The sequence below is a fragment of the Mycobacterium hackensackense genome, from assembly GCF_025822555.1.
In the GTDB taxonomy this organism is placed as follows: domain Bacteria; phylum Actinomycetota; class Actinomycetes; order Mycobacteriales; family Mycobacteriaceae; genus Mycobacterium; species Mycobacterium fluoranthenivorans.
Window position 1 is genome coordinate 208,004 of the sequence record NZ_JACKUC010000030.1, and the last position, 17,489, is coordinate 225,492.

General features: G+C 67.5%; 18 protein-coding genes. 7 read left to right on the forward strand and 11 right to left on the reverse strand.

Annotated elements, in window-relative coordinates:
* The first annotated feature begins 163 nt into the window (after window positions 1-163).
* Window positions 164-421, forward strand: coding sequence for a hypothetical protein (locus H7J86_RS10450; protein ID WP_187098197.1), 258 nt, complete (start codon window positions 164-166; stop codon window positions 419-421).
* Here the strand turns inward: H7J86_RS10450 and H7J86_RS10455 are convergent.
* The 6 genes from H7J86_RS10455 to H7J86_RS10480 form a co-directional block, all read right to left on the reverse strand.
* The gene (locus tag H7J86_RS10455) at window positions 401-1,258 is read right to left on the reverse strand and encodes a hypothetical protein (protein ID WP_187098196.1); all 858 of its coding nucleotides are present in this window, start codon (window positions 1,256-1,258) and stop codon (window positions 401-403) included. The genes H7J86_RS10450 and H7J86_RS10455 overlap by 21 nt on opposite strands.
* A gap of 33 nt (window positions 1,259-1,291) precedes the next feature.
* Window positions 1,292-2,149: a polyphosphate kinase 2 gene (gene ppk2 / locus H7J86_RS10460; protein ID WP_090360436.1), complete on the reverse strand. Its 858-nt coding sequence runs from the start codon at window positions 2,147-2,149 to the stop codon at window positions 1,292-1,294.
* Between the two features lie 60 nt (window positions 2,150-2,209).
* Window positions 2,210-3,721 (reverse strand): aldehyde dehydrogenase family protein, encoded by a 1,512-nt coding sequence (locus tag H7J86_RS10465; protein ID WP_090360439.1) that lies wholly within the window; start codon window positions 3,719-3,721, stop codon window positions 2,210-2,212.
* A gap of 53 nt (window positions 3,722-3,774) precedes the next feature.
* Entirely contained in the window at window positions 3,775-4,299 is a 525-nt protein-coding gene (locus tag H7J86_RS10470) for a mycothiol transferase (RefSeq protein WP_170847351.1), read from the reverse strand.
* 65 nt (window positions 4,300-4,364) lie between these two features.
* The gene (locus H7J86_RS10475; RefSeq protein WP_267290838.1) at window positions 4,365-5,321 is read right to left on the reverse strand and encodes an SDR family NAD(P)-dependent oxidoreductase; all 957 of its coding nucleotides are present in this window, start codon (window positions 5,319-5,321) and stop codon (window positions 4,365-4,367) included.
* Between the two features lie 37 nt (window positions 5,322-5,358).
* Window positions 5,359-5,736, reverse strand: coding sequence for a VOC family protein (locus H7J86_RS10480; RefSeq protein WP_090360447.1), 378 nt, complete (start codon window positions 5,734-5,736; stop codon window positions 5,359-5,361).
* 22 nt (window positions 5,737-5,758) lie between these two features.
* Between H7J86_RS10480 and H7J86_RS10485 the strand changes: the two genes are divergently transcribed.
* The 4 genes from H7J86_RS10485 to H7J86_RS10500 all read left to right on the forward strand — a co-directional run bounded on the left by H7J86_RS10485 (window position 5,759) and on the right by H7J86_RS10500 (window position 10,391).
* On the forward strand, window positions 5,759-7,501 hold the full coding sequence (locus tag H7J86_RS10485; RefSeq protein WP_267290839.1) for an N-acyl-D-amino-acid deacylase family protein: 1,743 nt from the start codon (window positions 5,759-5,761) through the stop codon (window positions 7,499-7,501).
* Between the two features lie 56 nt (window positions 7,502-7,557).
* On the forward strand, window positions 7,558-8,409 hold the full coding sequence (locus H7J86_RS10490) for an oxidoreductase (protein WP_267290841.1): 852 nt from the start codon (window positions 7,558-7,560) through the stop codon (window positions 8,407-8,409).
* On the forward strand, window positions 8,406-8,999 hold the full coding sequence (locus tag H7J86_RS10495; RefSeq protein ID WP_372517251.1) for a TetR/AcrR family transcriptional regulator: 594 nt from the start codon (window positions 8,406-8,408) through the stop codon (window positions 8,997-8,999). The genes H7J86_RS10490 and H7J86_RS10495 overlap by 4 nt, the downstream gene beginning before the upstream one ends.
* A gap of 75 nt (window positions 9,000-9,074) precedes the next feature.
* A complete protein-coding gene (locus tag H7J86_RS10500) occupies window positions 9,075-10,391 on the forward strand; it encodes an MFS transporter (protein ID WP_090360458.1) in 1,317 nt (438 codons plus the stop codon).
* Here the strand turns inward: H7J86_RS10500 and H7J86_RS10505 are convergent.
* The gene (locus H7J86_RS10505; RefSeq protein ID WP_267290843.1) at window positions 10,388-11,602 is read right to left on the reverse strand and encodes an HNH endonuclease signature motif containing protein; all 1,215 of its coding nucleotides are present in this window, start codon (window positions 11,600-11,602) and stop codon (window positions 10,388-10,390) included. The two genes, H7J86_RS10500 and H7J86_RS10505, sit on opposite strands and share 4 nt — an antisense overlap.
* Before the next feature lie 50 nt (window positions 11,603-11,652).
* On the opposite strand from H7J86_RS10505, the gene H7J86_RS10510 reads away from it, so the two are divergent.
* A complete protein-coding gene (locus H7J86_RS10510; protein ID WP_267290845.1) occupies window positions 11,653-12,000 on the forward strand; it encodes a pyridoxamine 5'-phosphate oxidase family protein in 348 nt (115 codons plus the stop codon).
* A 2-nt stretch (window positions 12,001-12,002) separates the two neighbouring features.
* Here the strand turns inward: H7J86_RS10510 and H7J86_RS10515 are convergent, their stop codons facing one another.
* The 3 genes from H7J86_RS10515 to H7J86_RS10525 form a co-directional block, all read right to left on the reverse strand.
* On the reverse strand, window positions 12,003-13,244 hold the full coding sequence (locus tag H7J86_RS10515) for a hypothetical protein (RefSeq protein ID WP_267290847.1): 1,242 nt from the start codon (window positions 13,242-13,244) through the stop codon (window positions 12,003-12,005).
* A 106-nt stretch (window positions 13,245-13,350) separates the two neighbouring features.
* A complete protein-coding gene (gene groL / locus H7J86_RS10520; RefSeq protein WP_090358955.1) occupies window positions 13,351-14,976 on the reverse strand; it encodes a chaperonin GroEL in 1,626 nt (541 codons plus the stop codon).
* A gap of 167 nt (window positions 14,977-15,143) precedes the next feature.
* A complete protein-coding gene (locus H7J86_RS10525; RefSeq protein ID WP_090359023.1) occupies window positions 15,144-15,686 on the reverse strand; it encodes a TetR/AcrR family transcriptional regulator in 543 nt (180 codons plus the stop codon).
* 98 nt (window positions 15,687-15,784) lie between these two features.
* On the opposite strand from H7J86_RS10525, the gene H7J86_RS10530 reads away from it, so the two are divergent.
* On the forward strand, window positions 15,785-16,726 hold the full coding sequence (locus H7J86_RS10530; protein WP_267290848.1) for an SDR family NAD(P)-dependent oxidoreductase: 942 nt from the start codon (window positions 15,785-15,787) through the stop codon (window positions 16,724-16,726).
* Here the strand turns inward: H7J86_RS10530 and H7J86_RS10535 are convergent.
* A complete protein-coding gene (locus tag H7J86_RS10535; RefSeq protein WP_187099220.1) occupies window positions 16,673-17,446 on the reverse strand; it encodes a polysaccharide deacetylase family protein in 774 nt (257 codons plus the stop codon). The two genes, H7J86_RS10530 and H7J86_RS10535, sit on opposite strands and share 54 nt — an antisense overlap.
* Window positions 17,447-17,489 lie beyond the last annotated feature (43 nt).

Sequence of the window (17,489 nt, forward strand, 5' to 3'; positions counted from 1 at the left end):
TCTGCCGTTCGGTTGATTCCGGATTCGCCGGCTACGGGGAACCGAACTGCAGATGCAGCCCAGCAAAGAGCCGTGCGTACCGCCAGGCGGCGCTTTGCCTCAGTCCGCCGGAGCCACTCGGCTGTCCGGACACCCGGCGCGTCGCCCGGTTATGCTGACGCCGATGACACCGCTCACCGTGCTCCGCCGCTATCTGGTGTTTCAGGGCATGACGTTCGTCTTCGGCATCGTCGGGCCGATCTTTCTGGTCATCTTCTTCACCGTCCCGCGGGATCCCGGCATGAAGTGGATGTACTTCATCGGCCTGTTCATCACCGCCGCAGACGTTCTCATCGCGCTGGGGCTCACCCAGAACTGGGTCAATCAAGAACGATTGGCGCAGAAACGGCGCTCGGACCGGTCACACCTCATCACGCCGTGAACCCAATCCGCTCAGCAGCGCCACGATCACCCCGATGATCACCAGGCCGCCGCCCACGGTCAGCGTGAGGTTGAGCCACATGTGCATACTGCCCACCGCGTGGTCGACCATCACATCGGCGATCGCGTGCACATCCCCGGAGGCGCGGTTCAGCGCGTCATCGACGTAGCGCCGGCCGATCTCGATACCCACCCACCCCGCAGCACCCACCAACAGGGCCGAAATCCCCAGTGCAGCAAAGGCTTTGCCACGCGCGCGGGCCGCCGCCAGCGTCAACAGGGCGAATACGCCGGTCAGCACCGCCGCCCCGACACTCGCCCACGGGCCCCAGACCGCGACCAGCCGCAACTGCCCGGGCCGCAGATGCTCCGACACCTGTTCGGTGAGCGGCACCTCCAGCTTCGAGGGCGGCGCGATACCGAACGAGGTCAGCGTCTCGCGGAAGGAGCTGTCCGCCAACATCGGCGATATGTCGACCACCCACCGGCCCGTCGCATCCGAACGCGAAACCCGGTCGGTGAACAACCAGTCGTGCGCGAGGCCGTTGACCTGGGCGAACTGGCCGGGGAACGCCGAGCTTGCGGTGTAGATGCCGGCACCGCGACTGAGCACGTCGGTTCCCACGTCGTAGCCGGTACCGCTGGCCAGATTCTTGAGCTGGCTGCCCAGTTCCGACGCCATTGCCTGTTGCAACGCCGGATCCTTGGCCGCCGCCGCGGCAAACGCCGTGTACCCGTCCCGGTCCACGATCGTGTGCTGCGCCCACAACGCCGGCACCGTCACCACCAGCAGCGCCGTGGTGATCAGCCACAGCAAGGCCGCCAGCAGAAACCGCACGGCGTCCTCCTCACGAGGGACGCCTCATCAGCGCTAGTCGCTGAGTGCGCGCCCCACGATCAACGGGTCGGCCTGGCCGACCACCTCATGGTCCTTGTTGTCGTAGTTGAACTTACCCAGGACGTAGCGCATCGCGTTGATCCTGGCGCGTTTCTTGTCGTTGCTTTTCACGACGGTCCACGGCGCGATCTCGGTGTCGGTCCAGGCGAACATGTCTTCCTTGGCCGCCGTGTAGCCGTCCCATTTGTCCAGCGATGCCAAGTCGGTGGGCGAGAGTTTCCACTGGCGGACCGGATCGACCTGACGGATGGTGAACCTGGTGCGCTGTTCGTTCTGGGTCACCGAGAACCACAGTTTGGTCAGGCTGATGCCGTCATTGGCCAGCATCTGCTCGAACAGCGGGGCCTGCCGGATGAACTCGGCGTGCTGCTTGGGCGTGCAGTAGCCCATCACCCGTTCGACCCCGGCCCGGTTGTACCAGGACCGGTCGAACAGCACGATCTCACCGGCTGCGGGCAGGTGGTTGACGTAGCGCTGGAAATACCACTGGGTGCGTTCCTTCTCGGTCGGCTTCTCCAGTGCCACCACCCGGGCGCCGCGGGGGTTGAGGTGCTCCATGAACCGCTTGATGGTGCCACCCTTGCCTGCGGCGTCGCGGCCCTCGAACACGATGACGTGCCGAAGGCCGTTGGCCTGGCTCCACTTCTGCAGCTTGAGCAGTTCGATCTGCAGCAGCCGCTTCTGCTCCTCGTACTCGCTGCGCTTCATCCGCTCGTCGTACGGGTAGCCCTCACGCCAGGTGTCGACGACATCGCCACCGGGCATCAGCAACAATTCGGGATCGTCGTCGTCATCGTCACGGACGGCGTAGCAGGACAGGTCCACAGTCACCGGACGAAGTTATCGAGCCGGACGTACCAGCCGGTGTCGCCCAGGTGAACAGAAGGTGAGCTACTTGGCCTCGCGCTTCGGACGCGCCAGCGCCAGCTTGGTCATCATCTTGTTCATCCGGGCCAGCGCCTTGAGCGAGTTGTTGTAGTAGTTGCCGCCGGCACCCACGCTCAGCCGCGGCGCCACCACCGTCTCCTGCCGGCAGAACTTGCGCACCCCGTCGACACCGCCGAACCGCGCACCGATCCCCGAGGTCTTCCAGCCGCCCATCGGGGCCGTCGTGCACATGAGGTTGGAGATGACGTCGTTGATGTTGACGGCACCGCAATCCAGTTGCAGCGCAACATCCTTGGCTCGGTCCACATCCTTGGAGAACACCGCCGCGCTCAGCCCGTAGGGGCTGTCGTTGGCCAGTCGGACCGCCTCACCCACCGAGGACACCTTCATGATGGGCAGCGTCGGGCCGAAGGTCTCCTCGGTCATACACGCCATCGAGTGGTCGACGTCGACCAGCACGGTCGGCGGGTAGAAGCTGCCCGCACCTTCAGTGCGCTTGCCACCGGTCAGTGCCTTCGCGCCCTTGGCCAAGGCGTCATCGACGTGCCGCGCGGTCACCGCGACCTGTGCCTCGTCGATCAGCGCGCCGAAGTCATAGCCCTCACCCGCACCCATCTTCAGGTTCTCGACCGCCTTCACCACGGCCGCGACGAACTGGTCGTAGGCCGGCTCCAGGACGTACACCCGCTCGACCGACACACAGGTCTGGCCGGCGTTGAACATCGCGCCCCAGACCGCGGCGTTGGCCGCCAACTCGATATCGGCGTCCTCGAGTACCAGCATCGGGTCTTTGCCGCCGAGTTCCAGGCTGACCGGGGTGAGCCGGCGCGCGGCCCGCTCCATGACCTTGACGCCGGTGGCGCTGGAACCGGTGAACTGGATGTAGTCGGAGTTGTCGATGACGGCCTCGGACACCTCACGCGCACCCTGGGCCAGGGCCAACACTTCCGGAGCCCCGCAATCCAACCAGCCGCGCAGCAGCACCTCGGCGGTCAGCGGGGTGCGCTCGGACGGTTTGAGCAGTACCGAGCAGCCGGCGGCGAGCGCGCCGATGGCGTCCATCAAGGCGTTGGCCACCGGGTAGTTCCACGGGGCGATGATGCCGACGACCGCCCGGGGCCGGTAGTGCACCTCGATCTTCTTGATCGACAGGAAGGGCAGCGGGGCCGGCCGGGTCTCCGGCGCCATCGCCTTCTCCACCGCCTTGATGTAGTACGACAGGATCATGATCAGCAGCGGCACCTCCTGAGCGGCGTCCGTTGCCGACTTGCCGGTCTCGGCGATCAGCAGCTTCTCGATCTCGTCACGGTGGTCGCCCAGCCAGACGGCATAGCGGGCCAGCACCTTGGCGCGGCCTTTCGCGCCCCGGGCCTCCCATTCGCGCTGCGCCTCGCGGAGCCCGGCAGCGATCCGCGGGACATCAGCGGGAGCGGTCCAGCGCACCTCGCCGGCCACGGCACCGGTGGCGGGACTGACGATGGTCGCGATATCAGAACGGTCTGCAGTGGCAGTCATAGAGCCATGCTAAACCGCACGTGTGACGTAGCTCGCACCGGGGTTGACACCTGTCAACTTCGAGGCGCGATACCTCGCACATATGCCGCCTGCCCGAGGTGCTGGGCGCAGTCGTCGATGATGCTGACCAACCGCGCGCTCGCGGTGACCGGCGGGGTCCAGCGCTGGTCGACGATGCGGGCCAGCTCCGAATCGGTGACCGAGGCGATGTACTCCAGGGTGACCTTGTGCACCGCGTGGTAGTAGCCCGCCAGCAGTGCGGTGGGCGCCCGCACCTTCCCGACCTCGTCGGGCGTATGCCCGTAACCGATGTCGTTGGCCGGCAGGTCGAGCGCGAACCGCTCACGCCATCCGTCGCGTGTCCACACCTGCTCGGCACCGGCGATATCGCACAGCTGCAGATCCTGGCAGCGCGCACTGTGCCAGATGAGCCAGGCGATGCTGTTGGCCTCGGGCGTCGGGCGCCACGAGGACAGCTCCTCGGTGAGGTCACCGGTCAGCTCATCGACATGCTCGATGAGTCGGGTGAAGGAGTCTCTCAGCAGTTCACGGGCGGCGGTGATATCGGATTCGACCACGGTCCCGACGCTACCCGCGCCCACCGACGACCACCCCGATCACGGCACCCGATCACGGCTCCCGATCACAACATCGCCAACGACACGTCCCACAGCCGCTCGGCGTTCTCCGGATCCAGCGCGTAGGGCGCCACTCCGCCGATCCCCCCGTCGCGAGACTCGACGACGACGGCCTCATTGCAGTCTTCGAAGTACCGGCCACCGACACCGTCGAGCAACGGCGAGGCGGCCAGCAGCACCGAGGTGGCCGCGCCCTGTTCGACGCTCTTGAACCGGGAGCCCGCCTGGCGGAACTGCTCCCGGGCCGCGTCGTTGTAGCCGAGTGGGAGGTGCCGCTGCAGTGCGGTGGCGATCCCGCCGGGCATCAGCGCGTTGGCGGTGATCCCGTCCCCGGCCCAGCGCCGGCTCGCTTCGACGGCGAACAGCACGTTCGCGGTCTTGCTCTGCCCGTACGCGCCGAACGGGTCGTACTCGCGAAACGCGTAGTCGATATCGTCGAACACCACCGGCGAACGCAGATGCCCCGCCGAACTCACCGAGACGATGCGCGCCCCGCCCGCCTGCCGCAGCGCGTCGTACAGGCCGATCGCGAGGGCGAAATGCCCGAGGTGGTTGGTCGCGAACTGAAGCTCGTGGCCACCTTCGGTGCGGGTCAGATGCTGGACGGCCATCACCCCGGCGTTGTTGACCAGGATGTGCAACGGCCCGGTCCAGGCGGTCGCGAAGGCCACGACACTGTCCGGCCGGCTCAGATCGAGCGTCGAGACCGAGACCGCGTCGTTGCCCGTGCTGTGGCGGATCTCCTCGGCGATGGACTCGGTGGCGTCCGCGTCCCGTACCGCCAGGGTGACGGCGGCCCCGGCACCGGCCAGGGCGCGCGCCGTCTCCACACCGATGCCGGACGAGGCGCCGGTGACGATCGCGGTCTTACCGGACAGATCGGCCCCGGCGATCACGTCGGCCGCGGTGGAGTCGAAGCCGAAGGGTGTCGTGAGGCGCGCTTCAACGGTCGGTGTGCTCATACCCGGTACCAACGGCCGCCCGGCGGAATGATTCCCGTCAGGCCCCGTGGAACACGGCTTCCACATTGTTGCCATCGGGGTCGCGCACGAACGCACCGAAGTAACCCGGGTGGTACTCCGGCCACAGCCGGGGCGCGTGCAGCGATTCGGCGCCCAGGCCGACGGCCGCGTCGTAGAACTTCTGCACGGCCTCGGCGTCGGCGGCCTGGAAGGCCACGTGCACCTCACGGTTGGGCCCGGTGGCGTCGCCGGCGTTGATATCGGCGATCCAGAAATCGGGTTTGCCGTTGCGGCCGTAGCCGATGGCCACCTCGACGTCCATCTGCCGGGTGACGCCGAGGACACCGAGGACGGTGTCGTAGAACTCCCGCGACTTGGCGAAGTCGGCACAGTTGATTCCCAGGTGATCGATCATCCTGGCATCGTAGGTTCGACGTATGACAAAGCGAAGCGACGAGGATCTGCACGACCTCGTGATCCGCAACGGCACCATCGTCGACGGATCGGGCGGGCAGCCGTACGCCGGTGATGTCGCCGTCACCGCCGGTGTGATCACCGCGGTGGGATCCGTCACCGGCCGCGGCACCCGGGAGATCGACGCCACCGGCCTGCTGGTCACCCCAGGATTCGTCGACCTGCACACCCACTACGACGGGCAGGCCATCTGGTCGGACCGGATGACCCCGTCCTCTTCGCACGGCGTCACCACGGCCGTCATGGGCAACTGCGGGGTCGGTTTCGCGCCCTGCCGGCCCGCGGACCACGAGACGCTGGTGGACGTGATGGCCGGTGTCGAGGACATCCCCGGCGTGGTGATGGTCGACGGCCTGCCGTGGACCTGGGAGACCTTCCCGGAATTCCTCGACGCGGTGGCGTCGCGACAACGCGACATCGACGTCGCCGCGTTCCTGCCGCACTCCCCGCTGCGGGTGTACGTGATGGGTCAGCGCGGCGTCGACCGTGAACCCGCCACCGCGGAAGACCTGTCCCAGATGCGCAAGCTCGCGGCCGAGGCGGTGCACGTCGGCGCCCTCGGTTTCGCCTCGTCGCGGCTGACCATCCACAAAACCGAGAGCGGGCAGCCGATTCCGAGTTATGACGCGGCCCAGGCCGAGATCGAGGCCATCGCGCGGGGTGTGGACGACGCCGGTGGCGGACTGATCCAGTTCGTGCCCGACCTGTTGGCCGCCGACTACGAACAGGCGCTGCAATCGGTGTTCGACGTGGCGGCCGATGTCGGCCTGCCCGTCACGTTCACGCTGGCGATCGGCAATGCCGGACCCGCACTGCATCTGGATGCGCTACGCATGGTGGAGAAGGCGAATGCGAACGGCGGTGAGATCACCGCGCAGATCTTCCCGCGACCCATCGGCCTGGTGATCGGGCTCGAGTTGTCCGGCAATCCGTTCATCACGTATCCGAGTTACCGCGAGATCGCCCATCTGCCATTGGCCGAACGTGTCGCCGAGATGCGCAAACCCGAAGTGCGGGAACGCATCCTGAACGACTCCCCGGCCAGCGACGGCCATCCGTTGATGTTCGCCGTGCAGGCGTTCGACTGGATCTTCCCGCTGGGCGACCCGCCGAACTACGAACCGAGCCGGTCGGACAGTATCGCCGCGCGCGCCGCCGCCCGCGGGGTCACTCCCGCCGAGGAGGCATACGACCGGCTGCTCGACGATGACGGCCACGCCATGCTGCTGATCACGCTGGCCAACTTCCGCGACGGTTCGCTGGACACCGTCGCGGAGCTGGTGCGCCGCGACGATGTGGTGCTGGGCCTCGGCGACGGCGGAGCGCATTACGGAATGATCTGCGATGCAAGCTTTCCCACCTACATGCTGACGCACTGGGCGCGGGACCGGGCCGCCGGCCGACTCGGTGTCGCCGACGCGGTGCGGGAGCTGACCACCGTGCCGGCCCGGGTGGCCGGGCTGGCCGACCGCGGCCGCATCGCCGTGGGCTACAAGGCCGACCTCAACGTCATCGACCACGGCGCACTGCGGTTGCACAAGCCGACGGTGGCCTACGACCTGCCTGCCGGCGGGCGCCGCCTCGACCAGACCGCGGAAGGCTACGTCGCCACGATCGTGTCCGGAGAGATCATCGCCGAGCGGGGGGTGCCCACCGATGCGTTGCCGGGCAAGCTCATCCGCGGGCGGCAACCCGCACCCGCCTGATCTGCACAACGAATACAATAATCGACACAGTGTCGATTAGCGCGTACCGTGGTGTCATGACCAAGACGTTCTTCATCACCGGAGTCAGCACCGGGCTCGGCCGCGCGTTTGCGCAAGGGGCGCTGGACGCCGGACATACCGTGATCGGCACGGTGCGCAAATCCGCCGACCTGGCCGCTTTCGAGAGCCTGCACCCCGGCGCGCATGGCCAGATCGTCGATGTCACCGACCACGGGGCGGTCGTCGACACCGTCGCGGAGGCAGAGGCGTCGATCGGCCCGATCGATGTCGTGATCGCCAACGCGGGTTACGGATTGGAGGGCGTCTTCGAGGAGACGCCACTGTCGGAGCTGCGCGCGCAGTTCGAGACCAACGTCTTCGGTGCCGCCGCCACCGTGCAGGCGGTCCTGCCGTACATGCGCAAGCGCCGGGCCGGGCACATCATGGCCGTCACCTCGATGGGTGGACTGATGACGGTGCCGGGACTTTCGGCATACTGCGCCAGCAAGTACGCACTCGAAGGCCTGCTGGAGAGCATCGGCAAGGAGGTCGCGGGGTTCGGGATCCACGTGACCGCAATCGAACCCGGATCGTTCCGGACGGATTGGGCGGGTCGGTCGATGGTCCGCGCCGAGCGCGCCATCGACGACTACGACGCGGTGTTCGAGCCGATCCGCCGCGCGCGGCAACAAGCCAGCGGCAATCAGCTCGGCGATCCGGCAAAGGCGGCCGCGGCCATGCTGACCATCGTCGATGCCGCCGAGCCGCCCCGCCATCTCGTGCTTGGATCCGACGCGCTGCGACTGGTGCGTGCCGGACGGGATGCCGTCGACGCCGATATCGCGGCCTGGGACTCGTTGTCGCGCAGCACCGATTTCGCCGACGGACACCAGATCGTGGCCAGTTGACCAGGCGGCGATCCGGCGAACCACGCAAGGGCGACCTCCGCGAGGCCGCGATCCTGGACGCGGCCGAACAGTTGCTGAGCACCATCGGGTACGACGCGATGACGATCGCCGACGTCGCCGAAGGTGCCGGCATCACCCGAGGCGCGCTCTACTTCTATTTCGGATCGAAACAAGAGGTCATCACCGCCCTGTTCGCTCGCACCGTCGCGGTACTGCACGAGAAGTCGCGCGCCGCAACCGAAGACGCCGCCAGCGGGGCGCAGGCGATCGACACCGCCATGAGGCGGACCGAGGATCTGTGGCGCGAGCACGGTGTCGTCATGCGTACCGCGATCGACCTTGCCACCACCATCCCGCAACTCGACGAGCTGTGGAAGGCGACCGCCGATATCTTCATCGCGGCGATCACCGCCATCCTCGAGCACATGGGCGTGCCCGCCGGCAAGGGGCCCGACCAGTCGTCGGCGATCGCCGAGGCACTGTGCTGGATGATCGAACGCAATTTCTATCAAGCCTCCCGGGTGTCGCCCGCCCGCCTGACACAGGCACGCAAGACCTGCACGGAGATATGGCTGCGCGCCGCCTCGTGAGCCGCGGCGCCATTTCGAATCACGCTGTGTCCAAATCTGGTCACCCGACGCAGCCATGTGGGTTGATTGATCTCCGTGACTGTGACCGCACCGGCCCCCGGCGACCAGGGCCGGACCCTCTCTCCTCAGGCGCGCACCGCGCTGTGGGCGAGCCTGGTCGGCACCACCATCGAGTGGTACGACTTCTTCCTCTACGCCACCGCGGCAAGCCTGGTGTTCAGCCATGCGTTCTTCCCGGACCAGACGACGTTCGTCGGCACGCTGCTGTCGTTCGCGACGTTCGCGGTCGGCTTCGTGGTGCGCCCCATCGGCGGGTTCGTGTTCGGCCACGTCGGGGACCGCATCGGCCGCAAGAAGACACTCGCGCTGACGATGTTCCTGATGGGCGGGGCCACCGCGCTGATGGGTCTGCTGCCCACGGCGGCGCAGATCGGTATCGCGGCGCCGATCCTGCTGCTGTTGTTGCGCATCGTGCAGGGTTTCGCACTCGGCGGTGAATGGGCCGGCGCGGTGCTGCTGGCCGTCGAGCACAGTCCCACCCAGAAGCGGGGCCTGTTCGGCAGCGTCCCTCAGATCGGGCTGGCCCTCGGGTTGGCGCTGGGAACCGGGGTGTTCGCCGTTCTGCAGGCCACGCTCTCGGATGCGGCGTTCCTGGCCTACGGTTGGCGCATCGCGTTCCTGCTCAGCATCGCGTTGGTGGTGTTCGGTGTCGTGGTGCGGCTACGCGCCAGTGAGACACCGGCTTTCGAGAAGGTGCGCGACAGCGACGAGCGCGCCGCCGTGCCGCTGCGCGAGGTGTTCAAGCCGCCGGTGCTGCGCTCGACGGTGCTGGGCATGCTGTCGCGTTGGGGCGAGGGTGCGGCCTTCAACACCTGGGGCGTCTTCGCCATCTCCTACGCCACCGGCACGCTGAAGCTGGAGAAGGTGCCGGTGCTGGTGTCGGTCACGGTGGCCGCACTGTTGATGGCCGCGTTGCTTCCGGTCTCGGGGCTACTGACCGACAGGTACGGCGCCAAACGCGTCTACGCCACCGGCATCGCGGCCTATGGGGTGGCCGTGTTCCCGGTGTTCGCCTTGTTCGGTACCAAGGACATCGCGCTGTACGCGGTGGCCATGCTGGTGGTGTTCGGGGTCATCCACGCCCTGTTCTACGGGGCGCAGGGAACGCTGTACGCGTCCTTGTTCCCGGCCCGGATCCGCTACACCGGATTGTCGACGGTGTATCAGCTGTCCGGGGTGTACGCGTCGGGCCTGACCCCGCTGATCCTCACCGCGCTGATCGGTGCCGCGGGCGGTGCACCGTGGATCGCGTGCGCGTACCTGGCCGGCACTGCGGTGATCAGTGTGGCCGCCACGCTGGCGCTCAAGCCGACGCCGTTGGCCGATATCTAGTTGTCGCTCGGCGGCGGCTGGGGTTCGAAGGGGTGGTACCACCACCATTGGGCGCGTTCCCCGGTCGGTCCGGGGTAGGGCGGGACCTCGGGTGCCGGTGTGGTGGGTGGGCGGGCCAAGGATCCGCGGTCGAGTTTTCGGCCGTCGCTGTCGGTGATGGCCAGCCGGTCTGCGGGTCCGGTGAGGGTGAGGCCGCCGCGGTGATGCATGCGGTGGTGGAACGGGCAGAGCAAGACCAGGTTGTCGAGGTTGGTGTGCCCGCCGTCTTCCCAATGCTCAAGGTGGTGGGCGTGCAGTCCTCGGGTGGCGGCGCAGCCCGGCACGACGCAGCAGCGGTCGCGGTGCTCCAGGGCGCGGCGCAGGCGGCGGCTGATGGTGCGGGTGGTCCGGCCGGAGCCGATCGGTTGGCCGTGGCGTTCGAACCACACCTCGCAGGTGGTATCGCAGAGCAGGTAGCGGCGTTCATCGTCGGACAGGATCGGGCCCAGGTGCAGTGATGCGACCGGCTTGTCGATGTCGAGGTGTACGACGACGGTGGTGTGCTGGCCGTGCGGGCGGCGGGCCACGTCGGTGTCCCAGCCGGCCTCGACCAGGCTCATGAACGCATCGATCCGCGTCGGGAATGCTTCCTCGGTGTCGGTGGGGTGTTCGGCGATCAGTGCGTCGTGGTGGGACTGCAGCGCGGCATCGAATTTCGCGGCTTCGAGCCGCGGTAGCCGGATCCGGTAGGTGGTGTACCGCTCCCCGGTGGAGGTTGTGGTGACCTCGGGTCCGGATTCGGGCGGTGTCTCGGGATCGGGTCGCGGTTCCATCTTGACCGCGGTACGTAATTGGCTGACCGTGGCCACCGCAGCGAGTTCGGCGTAGTGCTCATCGGAGCCCTCGGCCGCGCGTTCGGCGATCACCCCGACCTGATCCAGCGACAACCGGCCCTCCCGCAGGGCTTCGGTGCAGCGCGGAAACTCCTGCAGCCGCCGTGCGATCGCCACGACGGTCTCGGCGTTGCGCGGGGCGACCCCGGTTTTCCAGGCCACCAGAGCGGACATGGAGCGCACGCCGGTCAAACCGGCGAGCTCCTCGCGCTCCAACTCGGCCACGATCTGCACCAGCCGCCCGTCGATCGCATTGCGCTGCCCGCACAACTCGGCGATCTCGTCGAACAACACCTCCAGCCGCTCCCCTGCGGCCAAAGATGTTGCGGTACTGGACATGACACCATTCTCGCAGAGGGGTACGACAAGTCAGGCGTATCGTCACCGTCATGAGCGTGCCCGTGGATCTCGACAAGCTCGCCGGCACACTGACCGAGTTCGGATCCGGCTATCTGATCACCGTCGGTGAAGACTTCTGCGCCCACATCATCGCCGTCGAACCTGTTCTCACCGAGGGCGTGCTGGATACCGGCCCGGCGGGGACCACCACCGGTCGTAACGTCGCGGCGCACCCGGACGTCACCGTCCTCTGGCCGCCCCGCGAGCCGGGCGGGTTCACCCTCATCGTCGACGGCCGGGCCGAACTCGCCGGCGATCACGTGCGGATGCGTCCAGCGCACGCCGTGCTGCACCGTAAGGCGGCCGCCCGCAACGATTGCCGACCGCTGGAGAAATAGAGCTACGGCAGCCGGGCCGCCGGGTTCTGCTCGACCTCCGGCTGGATCAGCCGGAAATGTGATTCACTGCGCTGCAGGTATCTCCGTTGGTAATGACCTTCGATCTCTTTCCCGTCCACGGTGCCGGTCAGGATGAGCCGATCGGGCTCGTCCTGCCGGAATCTCAGCACGATCGCCGTGTCCGTCTCGGTCTGCTTGAGCTGCAGCCGATCGTCCTGCATCTCGTAGTCGTAGACGGTGACATAGCCGGCCGGGACCTGGGTGACGACGCTGGTGTAGTCACCGTCGCGGTCGGTGATCGCAATGTTGGTCCACGGCGCGGGCGAGACCTGATCCAACGTTGCCGGTCTGCCGTCGACGGTGAAAGATGTTGCGCTCCACACACCGTCGACATCGGATTGTCGATCATTGATCTGGCGCAAGGTGATGGCCCCGCCCGTCGCCGCCAGTACGACGGCCGCTGCCGCGATGACGAACTTGACCGCGGTGCCGGTGCGCCGCAGCCGGGCCGTAACCGGCTGGGGCGTTTCGCCGCGCAGCACCACCCCGGCCAGGCTGCGCCAGTAGGGTGCGGTGATGGCGATCGCGACGATCAGCAGTTGTCCGGACACGAGTTTGACCGGAACGTCGTAACACAGGTTGAGCAGGAAGACCTGCCCCATCGCGAAGACTGCCAGCAGCGCACCCAGCAGCCACGTCCTGCGCCACAGAAGCAGTGCGCCGGAAGCGAGTTCGACCGCGCCGGCCGCCATGGTGTATGGGTCGGAGGCACCCATGAACCCCCACAGCACGTTCATCGAGCTGACATCGCCGACCATCTGGATCTGATAGCCGGGCAGCCTCATGTAGGCCATCTGCGCCGGAATGAACTTGGCCAATCCGTACACCAGCATCGAGATCGCCAGACCGAAGCGGGCGAACACGTGCAGCAGCGCGGCCAGCCCGCGATAGTCGGGCCGCCGCCGATCCAGCACGGTCCACACCGCGGTGATGAACAGCGCCACCAGGATCCAGCCCAGGTGATAGCACCACGCCGCCAGCGAGTCGGCCGCACCGGCGATGTCCAGGTGCGCACCTTCGCCGCGGACGACGAAGCTACCGAGGTTGGCGAGCGCTTGCAGCAGCGGGTGAAACACCACCGACAGCCCGAGATTGCCGTACACGGACAGGATGAGGATCCCGCCGCCGACGGTGAACAACAGCCGGAACGCGAGCTTCTGCCAGGGGGTCCATGCAACGGTCACAGTCCGACGCTAGGCGAGCATTGACGACTTTCTCGCCGGGGATAACCCCCAGAAACGAAAAAGCCCCGGTGCGCAGAGCGCACCGGGGCTTTTCTCGTGAAAGGACTTAGAAGTCCATACCGCCCATGCCACCGGTCGGGTCGCCCGCAGGTGCGGCGGCCTTCTCCGGCTTGTCGGCGACGACGGCCTCGGTGGTGAGGAACAGCGCCGCGATGGACGCCGCGTTCTGCAGCGCCGAGCGGGTGACCTTGACCGGGTCGGCAACGCCGGCGGCCAGCAGGTCCTCGTACACGTTGGTCGCGGCGTTCAGGCCGTGACCGTCGGGCAGGTTCGACACCTTCTCGGCGACGACGCCCGGCTCCAGACCACCGTTGAAGGCGATCTGCTTCAGCGGAGCCGACAGCGCGACGCGCACGATGTTGGCGCCGGTGGCCTCGTCACCCTCGAGCTTGAGCTCGTCGAGCGCCGGAGCCGACTGCAGCAGAGCCACGCCACCACCGGCGACGATGCCCTCTTCGACGGCAGCCTTCGCGTTGCGGACGGCGTCCTCGATGCGGTGCTTGCGCTCCTTGAGCTCCACCTCGGTGGCAGCTCCGGCCTTGATCACCGCAACACCGCCGGCCAGCTTGGCCAGGCGCTCCTGCAGCTTCTCGCGGTCGTAGTCGGAGTCGCTGTTCTCGATCTCGGCGCGGATCTGGGCCACCCGGCCGGCGATGGCGTCGGAGTCGCCCGAGCCCTCGACGATGGTGGTCTCGTCCTTGGTGATGACGACCTTGCGGGCGGTGCCCAGCAGCGCGACATCGGCGGTCTCCAGCGAGAGGCCGACCTCTTCGCTGATGACCTGGCCACCGGTGAGGATGGCGATGTCCTGCAGCATGGCCTTGCGGCGGTCACCGAAGCCCGGGGCCTTGACGGCGACGGACTTGAAGGTGCCACGGATCTTGTTCACGACCAGGGTCGACAGGGCCTCGCCCTCGACGTCCTCGGCGATGATCAGCAGCGGCTTGCCGGACTGGATGACCTTCTCCAGCAGCGGGAGCAGATCCTTGACCGTCGACACCTTGCCGGAGACCAGCAGGATGTAGGGATCCTCGAGGACCGCTTCCTGACGCTCGGCGTCGGTCACGAAGTAACCCGAGATGTAGCCCTTGTCGAAGCGCATGCCCTCGGTGAGCTCCAGCTGCAGGCCGAAGGTGTTGGACTCCTCGACGGTGATGACACCCTCGTTGCCGACCTTGTCCAGAGCCTCGGCGATCAGGTCACCGATGGACTGGTCACCGGCGGAGATGCCGGCGGTGGCAGCGATCTGCTCCTTGGTCTCGACCTCTTTGGCGGTCGAGAGCAGGCGAGCGGTGACAGCCTCGACAGCCTTCTCGATACCGCGCTTCAGGCCGAGCGGGTTGGCGCCGGCTGCGACGTTGCGCAGACCTTCGCGAACCAGGGCCTGGGCCAGCACGGTGGCGGTGGTGGTGCCGTCGCCGGCGACGTCATCGGTCTTCTTGGCGACCTCTTTGACCAGCTCGGCGCCGATCTTCTCGTACGGGTCCTCCAGCTCGATCTCCTTGGCGATGGACACACCATCGTTGGTGATCGTGGGGGCGCCCCACTTCTTCTCCAGGACGACGTTGCGACCCTTGGGGCCGAGCGTCACCTTTACGGCGTCGGCGAGGGCGTTGAGGCCCCGCTCGAGGCCGCGACGGGCCTCTTCGTCATACGCAATTGTCTTGGCCATTGCGAAGTGATTCCTCCGGTTGGGAATTGCACGTCTGTTGGTCGGGCGCAGTGCCCGCGACGGACGGCTGGGGTGTGCTCCCTAGCCTCACCGTCCCGACCTAGCACTCACGTATCGAGAGTGCCAACTACGTTCTTAGCACTCGACCATGGCGAGTGCAAGGTGCTTCACTGAGCGCGAAGCCCGTCGAGCACCACGTCGGTGGCATGTTCGGCAACCGCGGGGTTGTAGGCCTGGATGGCCTGGCAGCCCACCAGCAACGCCTTCACCTCGGGCACGGTGACGTCCGCGCGCACGGACCCGGCCCGTTGCGCGGCGGCCAGCAGCTCGCCCAGGATCGCCAGGAACTCCCCTTCGGATTCCGGGACGACGCAGTTGATGTCGATGCCCACACCGGCCAGTGCGTCCACCAGGCCCCGGTCGGCGGCACCCCACTGCAGCACCATCGACCGCAGGAAGTCGAACAACCCGGCGCCCGGATCCCCCGAGCCCAGCAGGCTTCGGGCCTCGTCGACGATGGTGCGGATCCGTTCGGCGACCACGGCCCGGTAGAGGTCCTCCTTGGCGGGAAAGTGCCGGTAGACCGTGCCTGCGCCGACGCCGGCCCGGCGCGCGATCTCATCGATCGGCACACCGAGGCCGTCGGACGCGAAGGTCTCGTAGGCGACCTCGAGCACCCGCGCACGGTTACGGGCCGCATCGGCGCGCATCAACACCACCTCCGGGAACAAACAAGCGGGGCGTGCGTTCCGTATAGTCGGAACCAACCGGAGGACACACTCCGCTTAACCCTCTCAAGGAGTTTCTCATGCCGAACTGGACCGCCGCCAACATTCCCGATCAGACCGGCCGCACCGCCGTCGTCACCGGCGCCAACACCGGCCTCGGGTACGAAACCGCGACGGCGCTCGCCGCCAAGGGTGCACACGTCGTACTCGCCGTCCGCGATCTGGACAAGGGCCGCGCGGCCGCCGAGCGGATCGGCGGCGATGTCGTGGTGCAGCGACTGGACCTCGGCTCGCTCGCCTCGGTCCGGGAGGCCGCCGACGAACTCAAGAGCACGTACGACACCATCGACCTGTTGATCAACAACGCCGGGGTGATGACCCCACCCAAGCAGACCACCGCCGACGGGTTCGAGCTGCAGTTCGGCACCAATCACCTCGGCCACTTCGCCCTTACCGGCCTGCTGCTCGACCGGCTGTTGCCGGTGCCCGGTTCCCGCGTGGTGACGGTCAGCAGTATCGGGCACCGCTTCGCCCGCGCCATCCGGTTCGAGGATCTGCAATGGGAGCGCGACTACAACCGGCTCGTTGCGTACGGCCAGTCCAAGCTGGCCAATCTGATGTTCACCTATGAGCTCCAGCGCCGGCTGTCCGGACAGCGCACCATAGCGCTGGCCGCGCACCCGGGCGGCTCCGACACCGAACTCGCGCGACACCTGCCGCGCGCCTTCCAGCTGGCCCTCCCGGTCGCACGGGCGCTGTTCCAGGAAGCCGCGATGGGCGCGCTGCCGACACTGCGGGCCGCCACCGATCCCGGTGCGCTGGGCGGTCAGTACTACGGGCCCGACGGCTTCGCCGAACAGAAGGGCCACCCCAAGGTGGTGACGTCCAGCGAATACTCCTATGACGTCGAGGTGCAGCGCCGGCTGTGGGCGGTGTCCGAGGAGCTCACCGGCGTGACCTACCCCGATTCACTGGACCACCCGGTCACGCAGTGGGACGAACTCCCATCCGGCCGCGCGTAACTGCGGGATCGCGGCGGCATACCCGGCGGCCGTCCCGCCCTCCGGGTGGTTCATATGCGAGATGACGATCGCCCCCGGGGCGGCGCCCAGCACGGTGGCACGCACCTTCGCCGCCGGCAGCGTCGCCCCGGCGTCACCGTTGACCGTGAACCCCAGCGGCCGCTCACCGAGTTCCGACACGATCGCCACCGCGACATCGTCGTAATGCGCCGTGCCGGGCCGGAACCAGGTCGGGGGCTTTCCGGTCAGCGCGGCGATCTTCTGATGGCTGGCCCACACCTCGTCGACCACCTCGGCCGCCGAGCGGGTGCCTGCGATGCCGTAGGCGGAACGGCCGGTCACTGACAGCGGCACATGTCTGGTGCCGTGGTTGCCGATCTCGAACAACGGGTCGGCGGCCAGCGCAGCGGCCCGGTCGGGGTGCTGGTCGATCCATTTGGCGTTGAAGAACAGCACGGCAGGAACCTGGTTGCGCCTCAAGGTGTCCAGCAGTGCGTCATCGCAGCCGCCCCGGCAGGCGTCGAAGGTCAGGGCGAGCTCCCTGCCGTTCGGCTCGAACGACGTGGCGATCCCCGGCAGCGCCATCCCCCACTGGGTGGGCACCCGCCGGCCGTTCTGCCCCACCACCGCCGCCGGGTCCAGCGCCGCCGACGCCCGCGGCGCCGACACACAGGCCACGACGGTGGCGGACCCGGCCGCCAGGAACATCCGCCTGGTCATCACCTGTCCGGAGGCTAGGCACCGACTCTGAACGGACTGTGTC